Here is a 22,784-nt window from a genome sequence, read left to right on the forward strand (position 1 = left end):
CCATGCGCACCAATATCGTCGTCTGGTGGGTCCTCGTCGGCTTCTTCGGGATCCTGTCCGCGGTCTACACCGTCTGGAACCTGCTCGATCCGTTCCACGGCTACGTGGAGTGGGTCGGCACGGTCGGACTGCTGTTCATCGCCTTCATGGCCGCGATGATCGCGATCTACCTGCGCAAGACCTACAGCGCACAGGGCGGGGAACTGCCCGAGGACGTGCTGACCGCCGACATCGATGACGGTGACCCGGAGCTCGGCGAGTTCAGCCCGTGGTCGTGGTGGCCGATCGTCCTGGCCGGTTCCGCCTCCGTCTTCATGGTCGGACTTGCCGTCGGGCATTTCCTGCTGCCGATCGGGCTGGCGATCTTCGTGGTTGCGATCGTCGGCTGGGTGTACGAGTACTACCGCGGACATTTCGCCCGCTGACCGAAGCAGAGAAGCACCCCCGTGGCCTCAGACCCGGGGGTGCTTCGTCGTTCATGCTGTGCATCGGCGTCCCGGCGCATACCGAGAGGCCAGCTGTCAGGGCCTCGTGCGGATGCGGGGCACACCGGTGAGCGGATCGATGGGGCGGCGATGCACCCCGTCGTGGTCCTCGACGGGGTAACCCTCGCGCACCCAGTACTCGAAGCCGCCGATCAGCTCGCGCACGGGGTAGCCCAGCTTCGCGAACTCCAGGGCGCCCTTGGCACCGGCGTTGCATCCCGGGCTCCAGCAGTACACGACCACCTCGGAGCCCTCCGGAACCTCCTTCGGGGCCCTCTCTGAGATCTCCCGGTAATGCATGTGCACGGCGCCCGGGATGCGCCCCTGCGCCCACGCCTCATCCGTGCGCACGTCGATCACCACGACCGCCTCACCGGCCTTCTGAGCGGTGTACAGGTCGCTGCCATCGGTCTCGTAGGCGAGCTTGGCGGCGAAGAAGTCCTCACGATCGATCATGCGATCAGGCTACCCCGGGGCAATGAAGAGGGCCCCGTCTGTGACAGACGGGGCCCTCTTCGGGGAGCGGGGAGGGTTACTCTCCGCCCTCCGACTTCTTGCGCGGCTTCTTCTTCGCCGGCTCCTTGGCGATCACCGAACTCGGAGTGTTCGGCGTCTCATCGACCGTGATGTCGGCGGGCTCGATCTGATCCTCCGAGGTCACACCTGCGCGCGCGTGCGCACCCGCGATCTCTTCGGCCTCGATCTCGGCATCGTGCGCGAGGGCGTGCTGCTGGTGAGCATCCGCCGCGTCGATCTGCGCCTGAGTGAGCGGCTGCAGCCGATCCTCGAAGAACCAGCGCGAGAGCGAGGAGCGCAGGTTCTCGTGCCACGGGATGCGGCCCTTCGCGTTCGGCCGGACCACCAGCGGCTGGTAGGTCTCGTAGTCGATGAGCTTCCAGCGGTCGTACACATCGACCGGCTGGTGCACCTCGACGAACTCGCCACCAGGCAGACGCACGATGCGTCCGGACTCGTAGCCGTGCAGCACGATCTCGCGGTCCTTCTTCTGCAGCGCGATGCAGATGCGCTTGGTGATGAAGTACCCGAGCACCGGTCCGACGATCAGCAGCGCCTGGAGCGTGTGGATCACGCCCTCCATGGTCAACATGAAGTGCGTCGCCATGAGGTCGGACGATGCGGCCGCCCACAGCACCGCATAGAAGATCATGCCGGCGACGCCGATGGCCGTGCGCGTCGCTGCGTTGCGCGGGCGGTCGGCGATGTGGTGCTCGCGCTTGTCGCCGGTGACCCAGGCCTCGATGAAGGGGTACAGGGCGACGAGGACGATGAACACACCCAGCACGGCGACCGGGATCAGGATGCCCAGCGACAGGGTGAAGTTGCCTAGCGGAACATCCAGATGCGGGGGAGCGAGGCGCAGCGCGCCGTCGGCGAAGCCGATGTACCAGTCGGGCTGGGTACCCGCCGACACCGGTGACGGGTCGTACGGACCGTAGTTCCACACCGGGTTGATCTGGAAGAAGGTGGCTATCAGCACGATGGTGCCGAAGACGATGAACAGGAAACCGCCCATCTTGGACATGTAGACCGGCATCATCGGGTAGCCCACGACGTTGTCGTTCGAGCGGCCGGGACCGGCGAACTGGGTGTGCTTGTTGATGACCATCAGCATGAGGTGAAGGGCGACGAACGCGATCACCAGCAGCGGCAGCAGCAGGATGTGCAGCGTGTACAGGCGACCGACGATGTCACTGCCGGGGAACTCGCCGCCGAAGATCAGGAACGAGGTCCAGGTGCCGATCAGCGGGATGCCCTTGATCATGCCGTCGATGATGCGCAGGCCGTTGCCGGAGAGCAGGTCGTCCGGAAGCGAGTAGCCGGTGAAGCCCTCGGCCATCGCCAGGATGAACAGCACGAAGCCGATCACCCAGTTCAGCTCGCGCGGCTTGCGGAATGCACCGGTGAAGAACACGCGCAGCATGTGGATGCCGATGCCGGCGACGAAGACCAGCGCCGCCCAGTGGTGGATCTGGCGGACCAGCAGGCCGCCGCGCAGATCGAACGAGATGTGCAGCGTCGACTCCAGCGCCGCCGACATCTCGATGCCCCGCATCGGCTCGTACGCGCCGGTGTAGTGCGTGGGAACCATCGTGGCCTGGAAGAAGAATGTCAGGAACGTGCCCGACAGGAAGACGACGACGAAGCTCCACAGTGCGATCTCGCCGAGCATGAACGACCAGTGATCGGGGAAGATCTTCCGGCCGAGCTCCTTGACGAACCCGGAGAGGCTGGTGCGCTCGTCGATGTAGTTGGCCGTGGCGCCGATGAAGCGGCCGCCGAGCGGCTTGTCCCTCGTGTCAGCGGGCTTGGTGTCCTCGTGAAGAGTTGCGGTGCTCAATGACGCTCCCAGAAGCTCGGGCCGACAGGTTCGTTGAAGTCGTCGGTGGCGATGAGGTAGCCCTCATCGTCGACGGCGATCGGCAGCTGCGGCAGCGGGCGCGCAGCCGGTCCGAAGATGACCTTGGCGTGGTCGGTGACGTCGAACTGCGACTGGTGGCAGGGGCACAGCAGGTGGTGCGTCTGCTGCTCGTAGAGCGCGACAGGGCATCCGACGTGGGTACAGACCTTGGAGTACGCGACGATGCCGTTGTACGACCAGCTCTTGCGCTCCTCGGACTCGATCAGCTGCTCCGGGCGCAGGCGCATCAGCAGAACGATCGCCTTGGCCTTCTCCTCGAGCAGACCGCCCGCGTGGCCGAGTTCGTTCAGCCCTTCGGGGATCACGTGCACAGCCGACCCCAGCGTGACGTCCGCAGCGCGGATCGGCGTGCCCTCGGGGTCGTGGACCAGACGTGTGCCGGCCTTCCACATGGTGTGCTGCAGGAGGGCAACCGGGTCGCCGGCCTGCGGGTTATCCGGAGTGGCGAACGGTGCGAGGCCGCGGAACAGCGTGACGCCCGGGACGATGGAGGCCACGACGGCGGCGATCAGCGAGTTGCGGATCATCGTGCGGCGGCCGAACCCGGACTCCTCGTTCGCGTCGGCGAACGCCTGGACAGCCGCCTCGCGTGTGCTGTCGCGACCGCGCGTCGGGTGACGGTGCTCGATGAACTCCTTGTCGTTCATCAGTGTCTTCGACCAGTGGATCGCGCCGATTCCGATGCTCAGCAGGGCGAGGGCGATGCCCAGGCCGATGAACAGGTTGTTGTAGCGCACATCGATGAGTGAACCCGACTCGATCGGGAACAGCATGTACGCGGCGACCGCCCAGATGCTGCCTGCCAGCGACAGGTAGAAGAGCGTGTAGACGGTGCGAGCCGCGGTCCTCTCGACCTTCGGATCCTTGTCCGTCATCCGCTCACGGTGTGGCGGCACTCCCGGATTCACTGCGGGATCGCTGACTGCGACGCCCAGCCCCGGTGAGGGCTGGTAGGCCCGCTCCAGAGCCTGCGTGTCGTCGTCGTTTGCCATGGTGCTCCTCGTGCGTGGTTCGTCGATGAAAGTGCGTCAGTTGGACTTCGCCGTGATCCACACGGTGAGGGCGACCAGTGCGCCGATGCCGAAGATCCAGATGAACAGGCCCTCGGAGACGGGGCCCAGCGAGCCGAGCGTGAATCCGCCGACCTGGACCTCGTTCTGCTGGAACACCAGGGCGGCGATGATGTCGCGCTTGTCCTCGGTGCTCAGGTTCGTGTCGCCGAACACGGGCATGTTCTGCGGACCGGTGACCATGGCCGCGTAGATGTGCAGCGCGCTCGTCGAGGTCAGCGCCGGGGCGTACTTGCCCTCGGTGAGCGCACCACCGGCGGCGGCGACGTTGTGGCACATCGCACAGTTGATGCGGAACAGCTCCGCACCCTTCGAGATGTTGCGCTCATCGGAGGCGTTCTCAGGATTGGCCTCACCCGAGAGCACCCAGTCCTCCGGGTAGGTCGGGCCGGGGGCGACGGACTGCACGTAGGCGGCCATGGCGCGGATCTGCGCCTCGGTGAACTGCGGCGCCTTCTGCGGAGCCTGCGGCCCCTGCATCTGCAGCGGCATCCGGCCGGTCGCCAGCTGGAACTCGACAGACAGCTCGCCCACGCCGATCAGGCTCGGACCCTCGCTGGTGCCCTGCAGATCCATGCCGTGACAGGTCGCGCAGTTGGCGGTGAACAGCTTCTGCCCGTCGGCGACCGTCAGCTCGGCCGCGGTGCTGGTCTGCGTGTCGGCTGTCGCACCCATCGCTGCCGTCGCGCCGGCGTAGACGCCGCCGGTGAGCAGCAGCCCGGCGCCGATCAGTGCGGCTGCGGCGAAGGGACTGCGGCGGCCGCGCGAACGGTGCTTCTTCTCTCGTGCCATGTCAGAAAAACGCTCCGCTCTCATTTCAGGAAGTAGATGACGAAGAACAGGACGACCCAGACGACGTCGACGAAGTGCCAGTAGTACGACACGACGATCGAGGAGGTCGCCTCCTTGTGACGGAAGTTCTTCACGGCATAGGCGCGTCCGATCACGAGGACGAAGGCGATCAGACCGCCGGTCACGTGCAGGGCGTGGAAGCCGGTGGTGAGGTAGAACGCGGAGGCGTACGAGTCGGCCTGGATCGGCAGCCCCTCGGTGACCAGCTGTGCGTACTCCCACACCTGGCCGCTGACGAAGATCGCGCCGAGGATGAAGGTGAGCCAGAACCACTCGACCATTCCCCAGCCGAACAGGCGGCGGCGGCCGGCTGCGTTCACCTTGCCGCGCGCGACATGGTACGGCTGCAGGTCCTCCGCCGCGAAGACGCCCATCTGGCAGGTGAACGACGACGCCACGAGGATGAGCGTGTTCACGAGCGCATAGGGGACGTTCAGCATCTCGGTGCGGTCGGCCCACAGCTCCGGGGAGGTGCTTCGAAGGGTGAAGTAGATCGCGAAGAGTCCCGCGAAGAACATCACCTCGCTGCCGAGCCACACGATGGTGCCGACAGCGACCGGATTGGGGCGCTTGATGGTTCTTGCCGCCGGGGCATGCGTCGCTGAGGTGGTCACAGACCCATTATGGCCGATTCTGCGCGGTGATTCTTGCACCTCCCTCGCCCGTTTCGCTGTTCCCAGACTTAGGAGGACCTAAGAAATGCCTGCGAATCCGCCTGGGGACAGCGAAGGATGCCGCGCTGCCGTCATGCGGAGACTGCACGCGCCATCGCCGGATTATGATCGCAGTCATGGCTGACTCCCTCACCTGGCCCGATGTGCTGTCCACTCTGCTGGAGAGGCGTGATCTCAGTGTCTGGGAGTCCACCTGGGCGATGCGGCAGGTGATGCAGGGCAAGGCCACTCAGGCGCAGCTGGCCGGCTTCCTGATCGCGCTGCGCGCCAAGGGCGAGACCGTCGACGAGGTCGTCGGCTTCCGAGACGCGATCCTCGAGGCCGCCGTGCCGCTGCCGGTCTCCTCGGATGTGCTCGACATCGTCGGCACCGGCGGAGACCGGGTGGGCACGGTGAACGTGTCGACGACGGCGGCCATCATCATCGGCGCCACAGGGGTCCCCGTCGTCAAGCACGGCAATCGCGCGGCGAGCTCGTCCTCGGGCTCCTCCGATGTGCTCGCCGCCCTCGGGCTGAACATCTCGCTCGATCCCGTGCATGTGGCATCCGTGCTGGAGCGCACCGGCATCACCTTCGCCTGGGCTGCGGCGTTCCACCCCGGTTTCAAACACGCCGGCGCCGTGCGCTCCGAACTCGCCGTCCCGACGGTGTTCAACGTGCTCGGCCCGCTGTGCAACCCGGCGCGCGCGGAGGCCAACGCGGTCGGCGTCGCCAATCCCGACCTCGTGCCGCTGATCACGGGGGTGTTCCGCACTCGCGGTGCCACGGCGCTGGTCTTCCGCGGCGACGATGGACTCGACGAGCTGACCACCACCGGTCACAGCCGCATCTGGGAGGTCGCCAGGGGCGACGTCCACGAGCACGACCTGGATCCCCGCGATCTCGGCATCCCACTGGCCGATCTGTCGGATCTGATCGGCGGCGCCCCCGAGCTCAACGCCCGCATCCTGCGGCGCACGCTGGATGGCGAGAAGGGTGCGGTGCGCGACATCGTGCTGCTCAATGCCGCGGCAGGCATCGTCTCCTACGAGCTCTCCCACGATGCGGCGCTGACCCAGCGGCCCATAGTCGAGCGGCTGGGCGAGGCCTACGAGCGCGCCGCCGCTGCCATCGACGACGGTCGTGCGGCTGCGAAGCTCGATGTCTGGATCCGCGCCACGCAGGACACCGCAGCGGCCTGACCGGCCCGCCTCGATGCCATGGATCCCGTCGACGCTCTGCGGGAGATCGCCGGCCTGCTGGAGCGCGAGCGTGCATCGCGGTACCGGGCCCAGGCATTCCGACGCGCGGCGGCCGTGCTCGACGCGCTGCCGGACGAGGCGCGACGAGACCCCGCGCGCCTGCGCGCGCAGAAGGGCATCGGATCGTCCACCTTCGAGGTGATCCGGCAGGCGCAGCAGGGGACTGTGCCCGACTATCTCAGCGAGCTGCGCGGCGCCGTCGAGCCCGAGCGGGCGTCCGCGCTGCGGGCGCGGCTGCGCGGTGATCTGCACAGTCATACCGAATGGTCCGACGGCACGACGCCGATCGAGGCGATGGCGCAGGCCGCAAGAGCGCTGGGTCACGAGTACCTCGCGATCACCGATCACTCGCCCCGACTGCGCATCGCCCGCGGGCTCTCGCCTGAGCGGCTTCGCGAGCAGGTCCCGCTCGTGCGGGCGCAGTCCGGAGACGGCCTCACGGTGCTCGCCGGAATCGAGGTCGACATCCTCGACGACGGCGAGCTGGATCAGGAGGCGCAGCTGCTCGCGGAGCTCGACATCGTCGTGGCCTCGGTGCACTCCAAGCTCCGCATGGGCGCCGCTTCGATGACACGCCGGATGATCGCGGCGGTGTCCGACCCGCACGTGAACGTTCTCGGACACTGCACGGGAAGGTTGGTGCAGGGCGAGCGCGGCACCCGTCCGGCATCCGAGTTCGACGCACGCGCCGTGTTCGCGGCGTGTGCCGAGAACGGCGTCGCGGTGGAGATCAACTCGCGTCCCGAGCGTCAGGACCCGCCGGACGAGCTCATCGCGATCGCGCTGGGAGAGGGCTGTCTGTTCGCGATCGACTCCGACGCGCACGCGCCGGGGCAGCTGTCGCTGCTGGATCATGGCGCGGCGCGGGCCGAGGCGGCGGGTATCCCCGCGGATCGCATCGTCACGACCTGGGACCTGGCGCAGCTGCGCGCGTGGGCGGGGAGTGATCCCGCGCTCAGCCGACGGATGCCAGCGCGCCGAGCGCCCTGGTCATGGAGGAACCGAGGTTCCAGCGCTCCGCCAGCAGATTCGCCGGATCCGCCTGTGCCGGATCGAGCGCGCGCACCGGCGTTCCGGGCGCGACGATCTCGAGATCGGTCACCACGCGCACGACCGCGGGTGCGACGTCGAGATAGTCGGATGCTGCGGCGAAGCGCGCTGACATGGCGGCGCTGAGCTGTCCGCTCGCGGCCGCCAGGCGGATGCCCTGGAGGTCGCCATGCGCCTGCAGCAGTGCGGCAGCCGACTTCTCGCCCACCCCGCTGACCCCCGGCAGGCCATCGGATGCATCGCCGCGCATCGTGGCGAAATCGGCGTACTGCGATGGCAGCACCCCGTATCGGGTGAGGATCGTGTCGTCGGTGACGGTCTCGAGATTGCTCATCCCGCGGGCCGTGTAGATCACCCGTACGTCTCGCGCGTCGTCGACGAGCTGGAACAGGTCGCGATCGCCGGTGACGATGTCCACCGGCAGCGTCGCGCACGTGGCGAGGGTGCCGATCACGTCGTCAGCCTCGTGTTCTGCGGCGCCGATGATCGGGATGCCGATCACGCCGAGAGCCTCGCGGATCAGCGGGATCTGCTGCTGGAGCGGGTCCGGGACCTCCTCGACATCCGGTGCGCCGGGCACCACCTCGATGACGCGGTGCGCTTTGTAGCTCGGGATGAGGTCGACGCGCCACTGCGGACGCCAGTCGTCGTCCCAGCAGGCGATGATCTGCGTCGGCCGGTAGAGCGTGACGAGCTTCGCCACGATGTCCAGCAATCCGCGCACGGCGTTCACCGAAGAACCGTCCGGCGCCTTCACCCTGTCGGGCACGCCGTAGAAGGCACGGAAATAGAGACTGGCGGTGTCGAGCAGCATCAGACGGTCGGTCACGGCATCAGCCTAGGTGAGGGGGAGCGGGAGCAGCCGGGAATCTGATAATCTGGAGTGTCACTCGTGGCGAGCATCCGCATGCCTGCGTGACATCGAAATCCACAACCAATTCGCCTCGGCTTGATTCTGGCATGCCAGAAGCTGCGGCCCGATTCTCCATTCACAAGGACAACCCACTACATGACTAGCGCAACGACCGCCCCGGCCACCAAGCAGGTCGCGATCAACGACATCGGATCTGCCGAGGACTTCCTGGCCGCGGTCGAGAAGACCCTGAAGTTCTTCAACGACGGCGACATCATCGAGGGGACGATCGTCAAGATCGACCGCGATGAAGTTCTGCTCGACGTCGGCTACAAGACCGAGGGTGTCATCCCCTCGCGTGAGCTCTCCATCAAGCACGACGTCGACCCCAACGAGGTCGTCGCCGTCGGCGACCAGGTCGAGGCACTCGTTCTCCAGAAGGAGGACAAGGAAGGCCGACTGATCCTCTCCAAGAAGCGTGCGCAGTACGAGCGCGCCTGGGGCGACGTCGAGAAGATCAAGGAAGAGGACGGCGTCGTCACCGGCACTGTCATCGAGGTCGTCAAGGGCGGTCTCATCGTCGACATCGGGCTGCGCGGCTTCCTGCCGGCCTCGCTCATCGAGCTGCGTCGCGTCCGCGATCTGACCCCGTACCTCGGTCAGGAGCTCGAGGCGAAGATCCTCGAGCTCGACAAGAACCGCAACAACGTGGTGCTCAGCCGTCGCGCTCTGCTCGAGCAGACGCAGTCCGAGTCGCGCACCTCCTTCCTGAACAACCTGCACAAGGGTCAGGTCCGCAAGGGCATCGTCTCGTCGATCGTCAACTTCGGCGCATTCGTCGACCTGGGTGGCGTGGACGGTCTGGTGCACGTCTCCGAGCTGTCCTGGAAGCACATCGAGCACGCCTCCGAGGTCGTCGAGGTCGGCCAGGAGGTCACCGTCGAGATCCTCGAGGTGGACCTGGATCGCGAGCGCGTCTCCCTGTCGCTGAAGGCGACGCAGGAGGACCCGTGGCAGATCTTCGCCCGCACCCACGCGATCGGCCAGATCGCACCGGGCAAGGTCACCAAGCTCGTTCCGTTCGGTGCATTCGTGCGCGTCGCAGACGGCATCGAGGGTCTCGTGCACATCTCGGAGCTCTCCAGCAAGCACGTCGAGCTGGCCGAGCAGGTCGTGTCGGTGGGTGAAGAGGTCTTCGTCAAGGTCATCGACATCGACCTCGAGCGTCGCCGCATCTCGCTGTCGCTCAAGCAGGCCAACGAGGCCGTCGACCCGCACGGCACCGAGTTCGACCCGGCCCTGTACGGCATGCTCGCCGAGTACGACGAGAACGGCGAGTACAAGTACCCGGAGGGCTTCGACGCCGAGACCGGTGCCTGGAAGGAGGGCTTCGACGCTCAGCGCGAGGCCTGGGAGCAGGAGTACGCCGCCGCTCAGGCGCGCTGGGAGGCTCACAAGGCTGCGGTTGCCAAGGCAGCCGAGGCCGAGGCCGCTGCAGGCGACGACTTCGGTGTTGCCGCTCAGCCGTTCACGGCCGAGTCCAGCAGCGCGGGCACGCTCGCCGATGACGAGGCTCTCGCCGCTCTGCGCGAGAAGCTCTCGGGTGGCAACGCCTGATCAGCGCATAACCAGAACGGGCCGTCGCCCCGCCTCCGGGCGGGTGCGGCGGCCCTTTCCGTATGCAATACCGTCGCCGACGGCCGAGGGGTGCCGGGAATGCGCGTGCCAGGATGGAGGCATGCCCCTCATCGCCCTCACCGGAGGCATCGCCTCGGGAAAGTCGACCATCGCAGCCCGGCTGGCTGAACACGGCGCGGTCGTCGTGGACGCGGATCGGATCGTGCGTGAGGTGCAGGAGCCCGGATCGCCGGTGCTGGCCGAGATCGCGGCCGTCTTCGGTGACGAGCTGATCGCTGCCGATGGCGCTCTGGATCGCGCGGCGCTCGGCGCCATGGTGTTCGGCGACCAGGAGCGGCTCGCGCAGCTGAACGCCATCGTGCACCCGGCCGTGCGGCGAGAGTCCGGCCGTCGCTTCGCGGCGGCATTCGCATCCGATCCCGGCGCCGTCGTCGTCTACGACGTGCCGCTTCTGGTGGAAGCCCGTGTCGACGACCCCTGGGATCTGATCGTGGTTGCCGATGCGCCGGCCGAGGTGCGCGAGCGCCGGCTGATCGAGCTGCGCGGGATGTCGGCGGAGGACGCTCGGGCGCGCATCGCCTCGCAGGTTCCGGATGCCGAGCGTCGGGCGATCGCGGATGTCGTCATCGACACCTCGGGAGACCTCGAGAGCACCAGGACGCAGACGGACGCGCTGTGGGAGCGGATCAGCTCGGGCCGCTGAGCCTCCTTCGCCGCCGGAACCGGGTCGCCGTCGTCAAAAGGTGCGCCCGGGTGGCGCTGACAGCGGCGCGCGCTGCGCGGGATCGAGCGCGTCGTCGCTGTGCCATGAGGATCAGGGCGATGATCAAGCCCACCAGCAGCACGAGCGCCAGGATCGGCACGACGATGGCGGCGACGGCCAGCAGGAACGACGCGCCGTCCTCGGCGGTGCTGAGCGCGGGAGCCGCCAGTCCGCCGGTGACCGCGTTCGCCGCCACTCGGCCGAGTGCCTTGACCACGTGCACGGCGAGGGCGATCGCCACCCCGATCACGACCGGCACCCAGGCGTTGTCGGTGAAGAAGGCCGAGGGATCTTCGACGGCGATCGTCTGCGCGCCGGCCCCGGCGCCGAAGGCGATGCCGCCGGAGGCCGGCCGCAGCACGCTCTGCACGATGTCGTTCACTGAATCCAGCGCGGGGATCTTGTCGGCGACGATCTCCAGCACCAGGAGTGCTCCGATGATCCACAGCGTCACATCGCCGGACAGCCATGACCACCCGGTCGGCAGCTGCACGGCGGGGACGAAGCGGTCCGCCAGACCGAGCAGGAACAGCGGCATCCAGGCGTTGAGGCCGGCGGATGCCGCGAGACTGGAGCCGATCAGGAACTCGATCACGGCTCCACCCTAGACGCAGCGGCGAGCCGATGTCGGCGGCTCGATCTACGCTGGAGGGATGCAACCCACGCGCAGCGTCCGGCCCTTCGAGGTCGTCAGCGAGTACATGCCCGCGGGCGATCAGCCTCAGGCGATCGCGGAGCTCGCCGCGCGTGTCAACGCCGGTGAGACCGATGTCGTGCTGCTGGGTGCGACCGGCACGGGCAAATCGGCGACCACCGCCTGGCTGATCGAGCAGGTGCAGCGGCCGACCCTGGTGATGGCGCACAACAAGACGCTCGCCGCCCAGCTGGCCAACGAGTTCCGCGAGCTGCTGCCGCACAACGCGGTGGAGTACTTCGTCTCGTACTACGACTACTACCAGCCCGAGGCCTACGTCCCTCAGACGGACACCTTCATCGAGAAGGACTCCTCGATCAACGCCGAGGTCGAGCGACTGCGGCACTCCACCACCAACTCGCTGCTCAGCCGGCGCGATGTCGTCGTGGTCAGCACCGTCTCGTGCATCTACGGACTGGGTGCACCCGAGGAGTATCTGCGTGCGATGGTGGCGCTGCAGGTGGGGGAGCGATACGACCGCGACGCCCTGATCCGGCAGTTCATCGCCATGCAGTACAACCGCAACGACGTGGACTTCTCGCGCGGCAACTTCCGGGTGCGCGGCGACACCATCGAGATCATCCCGGTGTACGAGGAGCATGCCATCCGCATCGAGCTCTTCGGCGACGAGATCGAGGCGCTCTACTCCCTGCATCCGCTCACCGGCGAGGTCATCGAGAAGCTGGACGCCGTGCCGATCTTCCCCGCCTCGCACTACGTCGCGGGAACGGATGTCATCCAGCGGGCGATCGGCACCATCGAGGCGGAGCTGGCCGAGCGGCTCGCCGAGCTCGAGCGGCAGGGCAAGCTGCTCGAGGCGCAGCGCCTGCGCATGCGCACGACCTTCGATCTCGAGATGCTGCAGCAGCTCGGGTTCTGCTCGGGCATCGAGAACTACTCGCGGCATCTGGACGGCCGCCAGGCGGGGAGCCACCGCACACTCTGCTGGACTTCTTCCCCGACGACTTCCTGCTCGTGATCGATGAGTCGCACGTCACCGTGCCGCAGATCGGCGCCATGTACGAAGGCGACGCCTCCCGTAAGCGCACACTGGTCGAGCACGGCTTCCGCCTGCCGAGTGCGATGGACAACCGTCCGCTGCGCTGGGACGAGTTCAAGAACCGCATCGGGCAGACCGTGTACCTGTCTGCGACCCCGGGCAAGTACGAGATGGGGATCGCCGACGGGGTGGTCGAGCAGATCATCCGCCCGACTGGGCTGGTCGACCCGCAGATCATCGTCAAGCCGTCCAAGGGTCAGATCGACGACCTGCTCGAGGAGATCCGGCTCCGGGTCGAACGCGACGAGCGCGTGCTGGTGACGACGCTGACCAAGAAGATGGCTGAGGAGCTCACCGACTTCCTCGGCGAGCACGGCGTGCGAGTGCGCTATCTGCACTCCGACGTCGACACGCTGCGCCGTGTCGAGCTGCTCACCGAACTGCGAGCCGGTGTCTACGACGTGCTGGTCGGGATCAACCTGCTGCGCGAGGGACTCGATCTGCCCGAGGTCTCGCTCGTGGCGATCCTGGATGCCGACAAGGAGGGATTCCTGCGTTCCGGAACCTCACTCATCCAGACCATCGGCCGCGCCGCCCGCAACGTGTCGGGTGAAGTGCATATGTACGCCGACAACATGACCGATTCGATGACCAAGGCCATCGAGGAGACAGAGCGACGGCGCGAGAAGCAGATCGCCTACAACACCGAGCACGGCGTCGACCCGCAGCCGCTGCGCAAGCGGATCGCCGACATCACCGAGGTGCTCGCCCGCGAGGCAGCCGACACCGCCGACATGCGAGCGGGGCGGAACAGATCGGGCAAGGGCAAGTCTCCGACGCCCAACCTCCGTCGCACGGGAATCGCCGCCGAGGGGGCCGCGCAGTTGGAAGAGACCATCACAGACCTGTCCGACCAGATGCTCGCGGCGGCGGCGGAGCTGAAGTTCGAGCTCGCCGCCCGGCTGCGCGACGAGGTGCAGGATCTGAAGAAGGAGCTGCGCGCCATGGAGAAGGCCGGGCACGCCTGACCCGTCGACGTCCGGCGGCGGCGGTTATCCACAGGCGATCTGTGACGTGTCCTCCTTGCGCCTAATGTGGAACTCATGACCGTGGACGTTGAACAGCACCCACGGGAGGCGGTGCGTGATGTCGCGAGGCAGCGGTCATGGACGCCGTTCGGCGTGGTTATCGTGCTGTTCCTGATGGCGATCCTCGCAGCGGCGGTCGCCGGGCATCCGAGGATCGCCGCCTCGAGAGAAGACCCCGGACCGCTGCCTCTCCCACAGGTCGAGCCGACGCGTGTCCCCACGACGTCACCGTTATCGCTCGACACCGGTGACGGTGAACTGGCACTCCTGATCATCGGCATCGTGCTGGCAGTCCTGGTGTCCTCGCTGCTCGTGCTGGGGCTGATCCTGCTCGCGCGCAGGCTCGTCCAGGCCTGGCGCGATCGTCCGCTCCGCCGACAGGACGCTGCCGAGACGGATGTCGAGGTGGCAGCGACCGAACTGCCCTCCGACGCGGTGCCGGACGCTCCGACGATCAGGCGGGGGATCTCGGCTGCGCGAACCATGATCGAGCGGCACGAGGCTCCCGGTGACGCGATCATCGCGGCCTGGATCGGTCTGGAGGAGACCGCGGCCGATTCCGGGGCCGGGCGCGGGCGCAGTGAGACGCCGTCCGAGTTCACGCTGCGAATACTGCTGCACAGGCCCGGTATCGACGGGCCCGTGCACTCCTGCTCGCGCTCTACGAGCGAGTGCGCTTCGGCGGCCATGTCGCGAGCGAGCAGGATCGCAAGGAGGCAGCCGAGGCGCTGCGCGCGATCGAGGAGCGCTGGCGATGAGGCGACTGCGTGCGCTGCTGCCGGCCGTGGGAACGGGCGTGCTGATCGGCATCGTGCTGACCGTGCTGCGGCTGCAGGTCGAGTTCGCCTGGGCCTGGGCGCTGCTGGGTGCGGCCATAGTCCTGCTGCTCGGTCTGCACCTTCCCGACGACCCGCGTGCCGACTCCCCGCGTGTCCGGGTGCAGTCCGACTATGTCGGCTCCGATGTCTCCCGGCTCGCCTGGGCCATCAACCTGCGCACCGACACCGTCAACGAAGCGGTGACCCGCCGCCTGCGGGCCACCCTGCGCCGTCGGCTGCTGTGGCAGGGGATCGATGTCGACGACGCTCGCTGTGCCCCCGAGGTGGAGCGGCTGCTGGGCGAAGGCCTGTGGACGCGCTTGAACGGTCGCCGAACGACCATCGCCGATGTGCGCGAGGCACTGGTCGCTGCGGAGCAGCTGGCACCACCCGGCATGGCACCGCCTGAGACCGCTTCACGGAACGCAGACGACTCATCGCAGAGGGAGAGCAGAGCATGAATTTCGAGGACATCGCCGATCTCGGTCACCGCGTCCGGCAGGCGGTGGCGACCGTCGTGGTCGGGATGGACGGCCCTCTGGAGATCGCGCTGGGAACCATTCTGGCCGGCGGGCACGTGCTGTTCGAAGACGTTCCGGGGCTCGGAAAGACTCTGGCGGCGCGCAGTCTGGCATCCGCTCTCGGACTGTCGTTCCGTCGGCTGCAGTGCACACCGGACATGCTGCCCGGCGACGTGACCGGGTCGTACGTGTATGCGCCCGACACCGGCGAGTTCGTCTTCCGTCCCGGACCCATCTTCACCGGCCTGCTGCTGGCCGACGAGATCAACCGCACCACGCCGAAGACGCAGTCGGCCATGCTCGAGGCGATGGCGGAACGGCAGGTGACGGTGGAGGGTAACAGCTTCGCCCTCGAACCGCCGTTCCATGTGATCGCCACGGCGAATCCCATCGAGTACGAGGGCACCTACTCCCTGCCCGAGGCGCAGCTGGATCGCTTCATGGTGCGTCTGTCGGTCGGCTACCTCGACCAGCGCGGCGAGACCGAGATCCTGCTGGGCAGGCTGCGCCGCCAGCAGGAGCAGACCCACGTCGACGCGGTGCTGGCACCGGGACAGCTGCAGGAGCTGCAGCGGGCGGTCGAGCAGATCCATGTCGATCCGGATGTCGCCGCCTACTGCGTGGCGCTCGCGGCGGCTACCCGGTCGGCGCAGCATGTGGCCGTTGGAGCATCTCCGCGCGGGTCGCTGTCGCTGGTACTTCTGGGGCGCGCGCTGGCAGCCTTGGACGGACGGGATTACGTGCGACCCGACGACATCAAGCGCATTGCGGTACCGGTGCTCGCGCATCGCCTGACGCTCACTCCACAGGCCTGGGCGCAGGGCGTCGATCCGGCAGGGGTGGTGCGGAACCTCGTCACATCGGTCGCGGTGCCGCCCAGCGTCGCGGCAGAGCGTGGCTGATCATGACGCCCAGCCCAGGCACGGAGCGGGCGCGGCGCGCTGGCCCGTCTCTGTTCTTCGCCGTGTTCGGCGCGGTCGGTGTTCTCATCGTCGGTGTCGTGCTCTCGCGTCCCGATGTGGTCGCGGTCGGGCTGCCGCTGGCGCTCTGGTCGGCTCATGCGCTCAACTCGCGCGGCGGAGGAGGCGTCGCGGTGCACATCGACAGGGTGGCGGATGCCGCGGACACTCGCCTGAAGGACGAGATCCGGGTGGAGTCGGATGCCGACATGGTCGAGGTCGCCGTCGTCCAGGCCGAGCGCACCGGACGGAGGGTGTTCGTGCCCGGCCGGTTCACGATGCGCGCGAGCAGTCGACCGCTGCACTCGGGCCCGCTGGTCAGCGTCCAGCTGACTGCGCGGACGATCGATGCCGATGCGGCCGAGCTCGGTGCTCCGCAGGCGTCGGCGGCGATCACCAGAACCGTGCAGCCCCCGCCGCACCGACTTCCGCGGATGCCGCTGGCGCCGCGGCTGACGGGTTGCACGGCTCACACGAAGGTGTGCGTCCGGGGCAGGGCGGCGACTTCCGCGACATCCATCCCTTCGCGCCCGGAGACGAGCTGCGCCGGGTGGATTGGAAAGCGACGGCGCGTGCGGCCCGGCGCCCGGGGGAGCTGCTGATCCGCCGCACGAACACCCTCAGCGATGCCTCGGCCGTTCTCGTGATGGACACCGCCGACGACCTCGGGGCGGTCGTCGCCACCTGGGGTCGTACGGACCCCGCCCGCAGCGGCGTGACCTCGCTGGACCATGCGCGCGCCGCCGCGCGGGCGATCGCGACGGCCACGATCGGCCAGGGCGATCGTGTCGCGTTCCACACGCTCGCGCATGGCGGTCGATCCGTGCGCTCGGGCGGCGGACGGCGGCACCTCGCCCGTGTCGTCGCGGAAATCTCGGCGAGCGGCCGCGCCGGAGACGATGCCCGGTTCCGTCGCACTCCGCCCGTACCGCACGGTTCGATCATCTACGTGCTGTCGACGTTCTTCGACGGGGCGGCCGCCGAGATCGCCACTCGCTGGCGCGCCTCCGGCCACAGGGTCGTCGCGGTCGACACCCTTCCCGAGCTCGACCGCGGTCGCCTCAGCGCCGAACGTCGTCTGGCATTGCAGGTGCTGCTCGCCGAACGACAGGACATGATGCATCAGCTGCGCGAGGCGGGCGTCGAGACCCTGCACTGGAGCGCTGACATCGACGCGCAGCTCGGTGCACTGACCCGGGCCGGTCGACGGCCCGGCCTGCAAGGCGGTCGGCGATGAGGCGCGATGAGACGCTCAGGACCGGTGTGGCTGTGCCCGGTGCGCTGCTGTCGGTGATCGCAGCGGGCGTGGCGGCCGGTGCGGGTCTGCTGCTCGGCGCCCCACTGTGGTGGGTCGTCGTGCTCGCTGCTGCAGGGCTTCTGGGCGGCATCGTCCGGATGGCCGGCGGACCGTGGGCAGCCTGCGCGATCCTGATCATCATGCTCATCATCGCCGAGCCCGACGCGTGGCGCACGGCGATCGTGATCTTCACCGTGCATCTGCTGCAGGTGCTCGGCTCGCTGACCTTCGCGATTCCGCTGCGGGCGCACGTCACACTGCGCGCGCTGCGTCCGACAGCGGCCCGCTTCGCGGTGGTGCAGCTGATCGCACAGGCGGGTGGCGCGTTCGCATCCCTGCTGCCTGGTGGGCGGTCGATCCCCGGCGCCGTGATCGTCGCAGCCCTGACCGCGCTGGCGATCGCCTACGCGGGAAGGCGGATGCTGCGGACCCAGCGCACCAGGGCGCTCCCGCCCGAGCAGCCACCGGGGGTACGCTGAGTGCCGGTGTCGGTGGTCACTCTTAGACTTGTCCGGTGCCCATTGTTCCTGTCGCCTCCTCCGGCAAACTCAGTGTCCGCGGTGCCCGCGTGCACAATCTCAAGAACGTCGACATCGACATCCCCCGTGATTCCCTGGTGGTCTTCACCGGGCTGTCGGGGTCCGGCAAGTCGAGCCTCGCCTTCGACACGATCTTCGCGGAGGGGCAGCGCCGCTACGTCGAATCGCTGAGCGCCTACGCGCGTCAGTTCCTGGGCCAGGTGGACCGCCCTGACGTCGACTTCATCGAAGGGCTCAGCCCCGCTGTGTCGATCGATCAGAAGTCGACCAACCGCAACCCGCGCTCCACCGTCGGCACGATCACCGAGATCCATGACTACATGCGCCTGCTCTGGGCGCGCATCGGCATCCCGCACTGCCCGGAATGCGGCGAGCGGATTCAGCGGCAGACCGTGCAGCAGATCGCAGATCAGCTGGTCGAACTGCCCGAACGCACCCGGTATCAGATCGTCGCCCCCGTGGTCACGCAGAAGAAGGGCGAGTTCGTCGACCTGTTCAAGGAACTCGGAGCCAAGGGCTATTCCCGGGCCGTCGTCGACGGCGAGCTGATCCAGCTCGCCGAGCCGCCGAAGCTCAAGAAGAGCTACAAGCACGACATTGCCGTCGTGGTCGACCGGCTGGTGGCATCCGACGACATCCTCGCCCGGGTCACCGACTCCGTCGAGACGGCACTGGGGCTGGCTGGCGGCATCATGCAGGTGAACTTCGTGGACGAGGAGGGCGATGCGGCCTGGCAGTCGTTCTCGGAGAAGCTCGCCTGCCCGAACGGCCATCCGATCACGCTCACCGAGATCGAGCCGCGCACCTTCTCCTTCAACGCACCGTTCGGCGCCTGCCCGGTGTGCTCCGGCCTGGGGACGCGGATGTCGGTGGACGTCGATCTCATGCTCGGCGACGAGAACCTCTCCATCCGCGATGGTGTGATCCTGCCATGGACCACCCAGGGGAAGGGGGTGTTCCAGTACTACGAGCGGCTGCTCGAGGGGCTGGCTCGCGACCTGGACTTCTCACTCGACACGCCATGGAAGAAGCTGCATTCCGATGTACGTGAAGCCGTGCTGCACGGCAACGACTACAAGGTCAGCGTCAAGTGGAAGAACCGCTACGGCCGCGAGATGCGCTACACCTCGGGCTTCGAGGGCGTCGTGCCCTACATCGAGCGGCAGTACATGCAGGCCGAGTCCGACACCCAGCGCAGTCGCTGGGGCGAGTACCTGCGTGAGGTGCCGTGTGCCGCCTGCGGCGGTGCGCGGCTGAAGCCCGAAGTGCTCGCCGTCAAGGTGCACGGGCACTCCATCGCCGAGGTGTCGAGCCTGAGTCTTGCCGATGCCAGCGCGTTCATGCAGACGCTCCAGCTCACCGACCGCGAGGCGAAGATCGCCGCGCAGGTGCTGCGTGAGATCAGGCTGCGCCTGGAGTTCCTGCTGCAGGTGGGGCTGTCCTATCTGAACCTCGGCCGCTCGGCGGGATCGCTGTCGGGAGGAGAAGCGCAGCGCATCCGCCTGGCGACGCAGATCGGCTCCGGACTGACCGGCGTGCTGTACGTGCTCGACGAGCCCTCGATCGGTCTGCATCAGCGCGACAACCGTCGCCTGATCGAGACCCTCATCCGACTGCGCGACCTGGGAAACACGCTCATCGTCGTCGAACACGACGAGGAGACGATTGAAGCGGCGGACTGGATCGTCGACATCGGACCGGGGGCAGGCGTCAACGGGGGAGAGGTCGTGCACTCCGGGCCGTTCTCGGCGCTGCTGGGCGAGTCCGGGTCGATGACGGGTGACTATCTGGCCGGCCGACGGGAGATCCCCACCCCTGCCACGCGGCGTCGCATCGACAGGAAGCGGATGCTGACCGTGGTCGGAGCGCGCGCGAACAACCTCAAGAACGTGACGGCTGAATTCCCGCTCGGCGTCCTCACCGCGGTGACGGGCGTGAGCGGCTCGGGCAAGTCGTCTCTGGTGAACGACATCCTGTACCAGGTGCTGGCGGGTCGTCTCAACGGTGCCCGCACGGTGCCGGGCAAGCACACGCGCGTGACAGGACTCGACAACCTCGACAAGGTGGTCCACGTGGACCAGGCGCCCATCGGGCGCACCCCGCGCTCGAATCCCGCCACCTACACCGGCGTCTTCGATCGCATCCGCACCCTGTTCAGCGAGACACCCGAGGCGAAGGTGCGCGGCTACCGGCCGGGCCGCTTCAGCTTCAACGTCAAGGGCGGGCGCTGCGACGCGTGCTCGGGCGACGGCACGATCAAGATCGAGATGAACTTCCTGCCCGACGTGTACGTCGACTGCGAGGTCTGCCACGGCAAGCGGTACAACCGCGACACCCTCGCCGTGCACTACAAGGGCAAGAACATCGCCGAGGTGCTGGAGATGCCGATCGTCGAGGCCGCGGAGTTCTTCGAGCCCATCCAGGCGATCCACCGCTACATGAAGACACTCGTCGACGTCGGCCTCGGCTACGTGCGGCTCGGTCAGGCGGCCACCACGCTCTCCGGCGGCGAGGCGCAGCGTGTCAAGCTGGCCACCGAGCTGCAGCGCCGCAGCAACGGCCGCAGCGTATACGTGCTCGACGAGCCGACCACCGGTCTGCACTTCGAAGACGTGCGCAAGCTCCTCGAGGTGTTGAACGGTCTGGTGGACAAGGGCAACACGGTCATCGTGATCGAGCACAATCTCGACGTGATCAAGTCGGCGGACTGGGTGATCGACCTGGGCCCCGAGGGCGGATCCGGCGGCGGCGAGGTGCTCGCCACGGGGACGCCCGAGCAGATCGCGGCGGTGGAGGAGAGCCACACCGGCAGCTTCCTGGCCGAGGTCCTGGACGTCCCGTCGAGCGCAGCGACCGGTCGGGCGGCGCGCAAGGCGGGATGATGGCCGACGTCCTGCCGTACAAGCCGCGGACGGGCGAGATCCCCACCGACCCCGGGGTGTACAGATTCCGGGATGCCGAAGGGCGCGTCCTGTACGTCGGCAAGGCGAAGAACCTGCGGCAGCGGCTGTCGAACTACTTCGCACCGCTGCGCACGCTGCACGAGCGCACGCGGCGGATGGTGACCACGGCGGCCTCGGTGGAGTGGACGGTCGTCGCCACCGACGTCGACTCGCTGCAGCTGGAGTACATGTGGATCAAGGAGTTCGATCCGCCGTTCAATGTGCGCTACAAGGACGACAAGTCCTATCCGTTCATGGCGGTCACCCTCGCCGATGAGGCGCCGAGGGTGCTCGTCACGCGGAACCGGAAGATCCCCGGTGCGCGCTACTTCGGGCCCTACCCGAAGGTGTGGGCGGTGCACGAGACCATCGACCTGATGATCAAGGCGTTCCCGATCCGCACCTGCAGCGACGCCAGCTACCGCCGTGCGATGCAGACCGGTCGGCCGTGCTTCCCCGGCCAGATCGGCAAGTGCGGCGGGCCGTGCTCGATGACCTGCACGATCGAGGAGCATCGTGCGCAGGTGCAGGATTTCATCGCCTTCATGGCCGGCGGCGACGAGCGCTTCACCCGTGACCTGACCAGGAGGATGCAGGCGGCATCCGCGGCGATGGACTACGAGTCCGCGGCGATGTACCGCGACAAGCTGTCCGCGATCGAGGCGGTGCTCGGCAAGAGCGCCCTGGTGCTGCCGTCCGATGAGGACGCCGATCTGTTCGGCATCGCGGAGGATGAGCTCTCGGCCGCCGTGCACCACTTCGTGATCCGCGGCGGACGGGTGCGGAGCGTGCGCTCGCTCACGCTCGACAAGGAGCTCGACATCTCCGGGGGCGAGCTGGTCGACCAGGTGCTGCAGCGCGTGTACGGCGATTCCGGCGATATTCCGCGCCGTGTGCTGGTGCCGGTGCTTCCCGACGACGCCCCCGAACTCGAGCAGTGGCTGCGCGGCAGGCGAGGCCGGAAGGTCGAGATCGCGGTGGCGCAGCGCGGGCAGCGGGCGGAGCTCATGCGCACCGCGACGCTCAATGCGCAGCAGGCGCTGCTGCGGCACAAGACCCGGCGCACCAGCGACTATGTGGCACGCACCCAGGCGCTCACCGACCTGCAGGAGGCCCTCGGCATGAGTGAGGCTCCGCTGCGCATCGAGTGCTTCGACATCTCGCACCTGAGCGGTACGAACGTGGTCGCATCGATGGTGGTGTTCGAGGACGGGCTGCCCCGCAAGGATCAGTACCGCTCGTTCAACATCGCCGAGACCACCGACGACACCGACTCGATGTATCAGGTGCTCATGCGGCGGCTGGCTCGTGTCGATCCGGCACGGGAGGACGACGTCGAAGAGGAGGAGGGCGCGCCGACGGCGATGGCGCGCCGGCCGCGCTTCGCGTACCGGCCGCAGCTTCTCATCGTGGACGGCGGACAGCCGCAGGTGCAGGCGGCGGCTCGCGCCCTCCGGGACAGCGGGCGCACTGACATCGCTCTGTGCGGCATAGCGAAACGGCTCGAGGAGATCTGGGTTCCCGACGATGATTTCCCGGTGATCCTGCCGCGCACCAGCGAGGCACTCTACCTCGTGCAGCGTCTGCGCGACGAGGCGCATCGCTTCGCGATCACGCACCAGCGGCGGCGCCGTCGTCGTGACATCAGCACCGTGCTCAGTGAGGTCCCCGGCCTCGGCGACGCGCGCATCAAGGCCCTGCTCAAGCACTTCGGCTCGGTCACCGCGCTGCGCGCGGCCGCACCGGATCAGATCTGCGAGGTCAGTGGGATCGGCCCGGTCCTCGCCGAGAGCATCCACGAGCACCTAGCGGGTCAGCGCAGCGCACCGAGTCGATAGGCTGGTAGCAGCGGAAGGGAGA

The 22,784-nt window shown here is 67.8% G+C and carries 18 protein-coding genes and 2 pseudogenes; 13 read left to right on the forward strand and 7 right to left on the reverse strand.

Annotated elements, in window-relative coordinates; all coding sequences use genetic code 11:
• The first annotated feature begins 2 nt into the window (after window positions 1-2).
• Window positions 3-425, forward strand: coding sequence for a cytochrome c oxidase subunit 4 (locus QUE33_RS02630; protein WP_286301761.1), 423 nt, complete (start codon window positions 3-5; stop codon window positions 423-425).
• 96 nt (window positions 426-521) lie between these two features.
• On the opposite strand, the gene QUE33_RS02635 is transcribed toward QUE33_RS02630, so the two are convergent.
• The 5 genes from QUE33_RS02635 to ctaE all read right to left on the reverse strand — a co-directional run bounded on the left by QUE33_RS02635 (window position 522) and on the right by ctaE (window position 5,461).
• Entirely contained in the window at window positions 522-941 is a 420-nt protein-coding gene (locus tag QUE33_RS02635) for a rhodanese-like domain-containing protein (RefSeq protein WP_286301763.1), read from the reverse strand.
• A 76-nt stretch (window positions 942-1,017) separates the two neighbouring features.
• Window positions 1,018-2,844: a cytochrome bc1 complex cytochrome b subunit gene (gene qcrB, locus QUE33_RS02640; protein ID WP_286301764.1), complete on the reverse strand. Its 1,827-nt coding sequence runs from the start codon at window positions 2,842-2,844 to the stop codon at window positions 1,018-1,020.
• The gene (gene qcrA / locus QUE33_RS02645; protein WP_286301766.1) at window positions 2,841-3,917 is read right to left on the reverse strand and encodes a cytochrome bc1 complex Rieske iron-sulfur subunit; all 1,077 of its coding nucleotides are present in this window, start codon (window positions 3,915-3,917) and stop codon (window positions 2,841-2,843) included. The genes qcrB and qcrA overlap by 4 nt, the downstream gene beginning before the upstream one ends.
• Before the next feature lie 36 nt (window positions 3,918-3,953).
• Entirely contained in the window at window positions 3,954-4,787 is an 834-nt protein-coding gene (gene qcrC / locus QUE33_RS02650; RefSeq protein WP_286301767.1) for a cytochrome bc1 complex diheme cytochrome c subunit, read from the reverse strand.
• Between the two features lie 20 nt (window positions 4,788-4,807).
• On the reverse strand, window positions 4,808-5,461 hold the full coding sequence (ctaE, locus tag QUE33_RS02655; protein ID WP_434019611.1) for an aa3-type cytochrome oxidase subunit III: 654 nt from the start codon (window positions 5,459-5,461) through the stop codon (window positions 4,808-4,810).
• A gap of 176 nt (window positions 5,462-5,637) precedes the next feature.
• Here ctaE and trpD point away from each other — a divergent pair, with 176 nt between their 5' ends.
• A complete protein-coding gene (gene trpD, locus QUE33_RS02660; protein ID WP_286301768.1) occupies window positions 5,638-6,702 on the forward strand; it encodes an anthranilate phosphoribosyltransferase in 1,065 nt (354 codons plus the stop codon).
• A gap of 18 nt (window positions 6,703-6,720) precedes the next feature.
• A pseudogene (locus QUE33_RS02665) lies at window positions 6,721-7,701 on the forward strand (PHP domain-containing protein); the annotation flags it as partial.
• Between the two features lie 16 nt (window positions 7,702-7,717).
• Here QUE33_RS02665 and QUE33_RS02670 read toward each other — a convergent pair.
• Window positions 7,718-8,641, reverse strand: a complete 924-nt coding sequence (locus QUE33_RS02670; protein ID WP_286301769.1) for a 5'-3' exonuclease — start codon at window positions 8,639-8,641, stop codon at window positions 7,718-7,720.
• Window positions 8,642-8,821: 180 nt separating this feature from the next.
• On the opposite strand from QUE33_RS02670, the gene rpsA reads away from it, so the two are divergent.
• Window positions 8,822-10,282, forward strand: coding sequence for a 30S ribosomal protein S1 (gene rpsA / locus QUE33_RS02675; RefSeq protein WP_286301771.1), 1,461 nt, complete (start codon window positions 8,822-8,824; stop codon window positions 10,280-10,282).
• A gap of 121 nt (window positions 10,283-10,403) precedes the next feature.
• The gene (coaE, locus tag QUE33_RS02680; protein ID WP_286301772.1) at window positions 10,404-11,006 is read left to right on the forward strand and encodes a dephospho-CoA kinase; all 603 of its coding nucleotides are present in this window, start codon (window positions 10,404-10,406) and stop codon (window positions 11,004-11,006) included.
• On the opposite strand, the gene QUE33_RS02685 is transcribed toward coaE, so the two are convergent.
• On the reverse strand, window positions 10,990-11,661 hold the full coding sequence (locus QUE33_RS02685; RefSeq protein WP_286301773.1) for a DUF4126 domain-containing protein: 672 nt from the start codon (window positions 11,659-11,661) through the stop codon (window positions 10,990-10,992). The genes coaE and QUE33_RS02685 overlap by 17 nt on opposite strands.
• 58 nt (window positions 11,662-11,719) lie before the next feature.
• Between QUE33_RS02685 and uvrB the strand changes: the two are divergent.
• The 8 genes and pseudogenes from uvrB to uvrC all read left to right on the forward strand — a co-directional run bounded on the left by uvrB (window position 11,720) and on the right by uvrC (window position 22,762).
• Window positions 11,720-13,788 (forward strand): annotated as a pseudogene (uvrB, locus tag QUE33_RS02690) (excinuclease ABC subunit UvrB).
• An 814-nt stretch (window positions 13,789-14,602) separates the two neighbouring features.
• Window positions 14,603-15,127, forward strand: a complete 525-nt coding sequence (locus tag QUE33_RS02695) for a hypothetical protein (protein ID WP_286301774.1) — start codon at window positions 14,603-14,605, stop codon at window positions 15,125-15,127.
• The gene (locus QUE33_RS02700; protein ID WP_286301776.1) at window positions 15,124-16,089 is read left to right on the forward strand and encodes an AAA family ATPase; all 966 of its coding nucleotides are present in this window, start codon (window positions 15,124-15,126) and stop codon (window positions 16,087-16,089) included. Before QUE33_RS02695 ends, QUE33_RS02700 begins: the two co-directional genes overlap by 4 nt.
• A gap of 2 nt (window positions 16,090-16,091) precedes the next feature.
• On the forward strand, window positions 16,092-16,748 hold the full coding sequence (locus tag QUE33_RS02705) for a hypothetical protein (RefSeq protein WP_286301778.1): 657 nt from the start codon (window positions 16,092-16,094) through the stop codon (window positions 16,746-16,748).
• Entirely contained in the window at window positions 16,697-17,383 is a 687-nt protein-coding gene (locus tag QUE33_RS02710; RefSeq protein WP_286301779.1) for a DUF58 domain-containing protein, read from the forward strand. The genes QUE33_RS02705 and QUE33_RS02710 overlap by 52 nt, the downstream gene beginning before the upstream one ends.
• A complete protein-coding gene (locus tag QUE33_RS02715; RefSeq protein WP_286301782.1) occupies window positions 17,380-17,922 on the forward strand; it encodes a hypothetical protein in 543 nt (180 codons plus the stop codon). The genes QUE33_RS02710 and QUE33_RS02715 overlap by 4 nt, the downstream gene beginning before the upstream one ends.
• A 35-nt stretch (window positions 17,923-17,957) precedes the next feature.
• Window positions 17,958-20,864, forward strand: a complete 2,907-nt coding sequence (uvrA, locus tag QUE33_RS02720; protein WP_286301783.1) for an excinuclease ABC subunit UvrA — start codon at window positions 17,958-17,960, stop codon at window positions 20,862-20,864.
• Entirely contained in the window at window positions 20,864-22,762 is a 1,899-nt protein-coding gene (gene uvrC / locus QUE33_RS02725; RefSeq protein ID WP_286303012.1) for an excinuclease ABC subunit UvrC, read from the forward strand. The genes uvrA and uvrC overlap by 1 nt, the downstream gene beginning before the upstream one ends.
• Window positions 22,763-22,784 lie beyond the last annotated feature (22 nt).

The organism is Microbacterium suwonense, from assembly GCF_030296555.1.
GTDB classification, from domain to species: domain Bacteria; phylum Actinomycetota; class Actinomycetes; order Actinomycetales; family Microbacteriaceae; genus Microbacterium; species Microbacterium suwonense.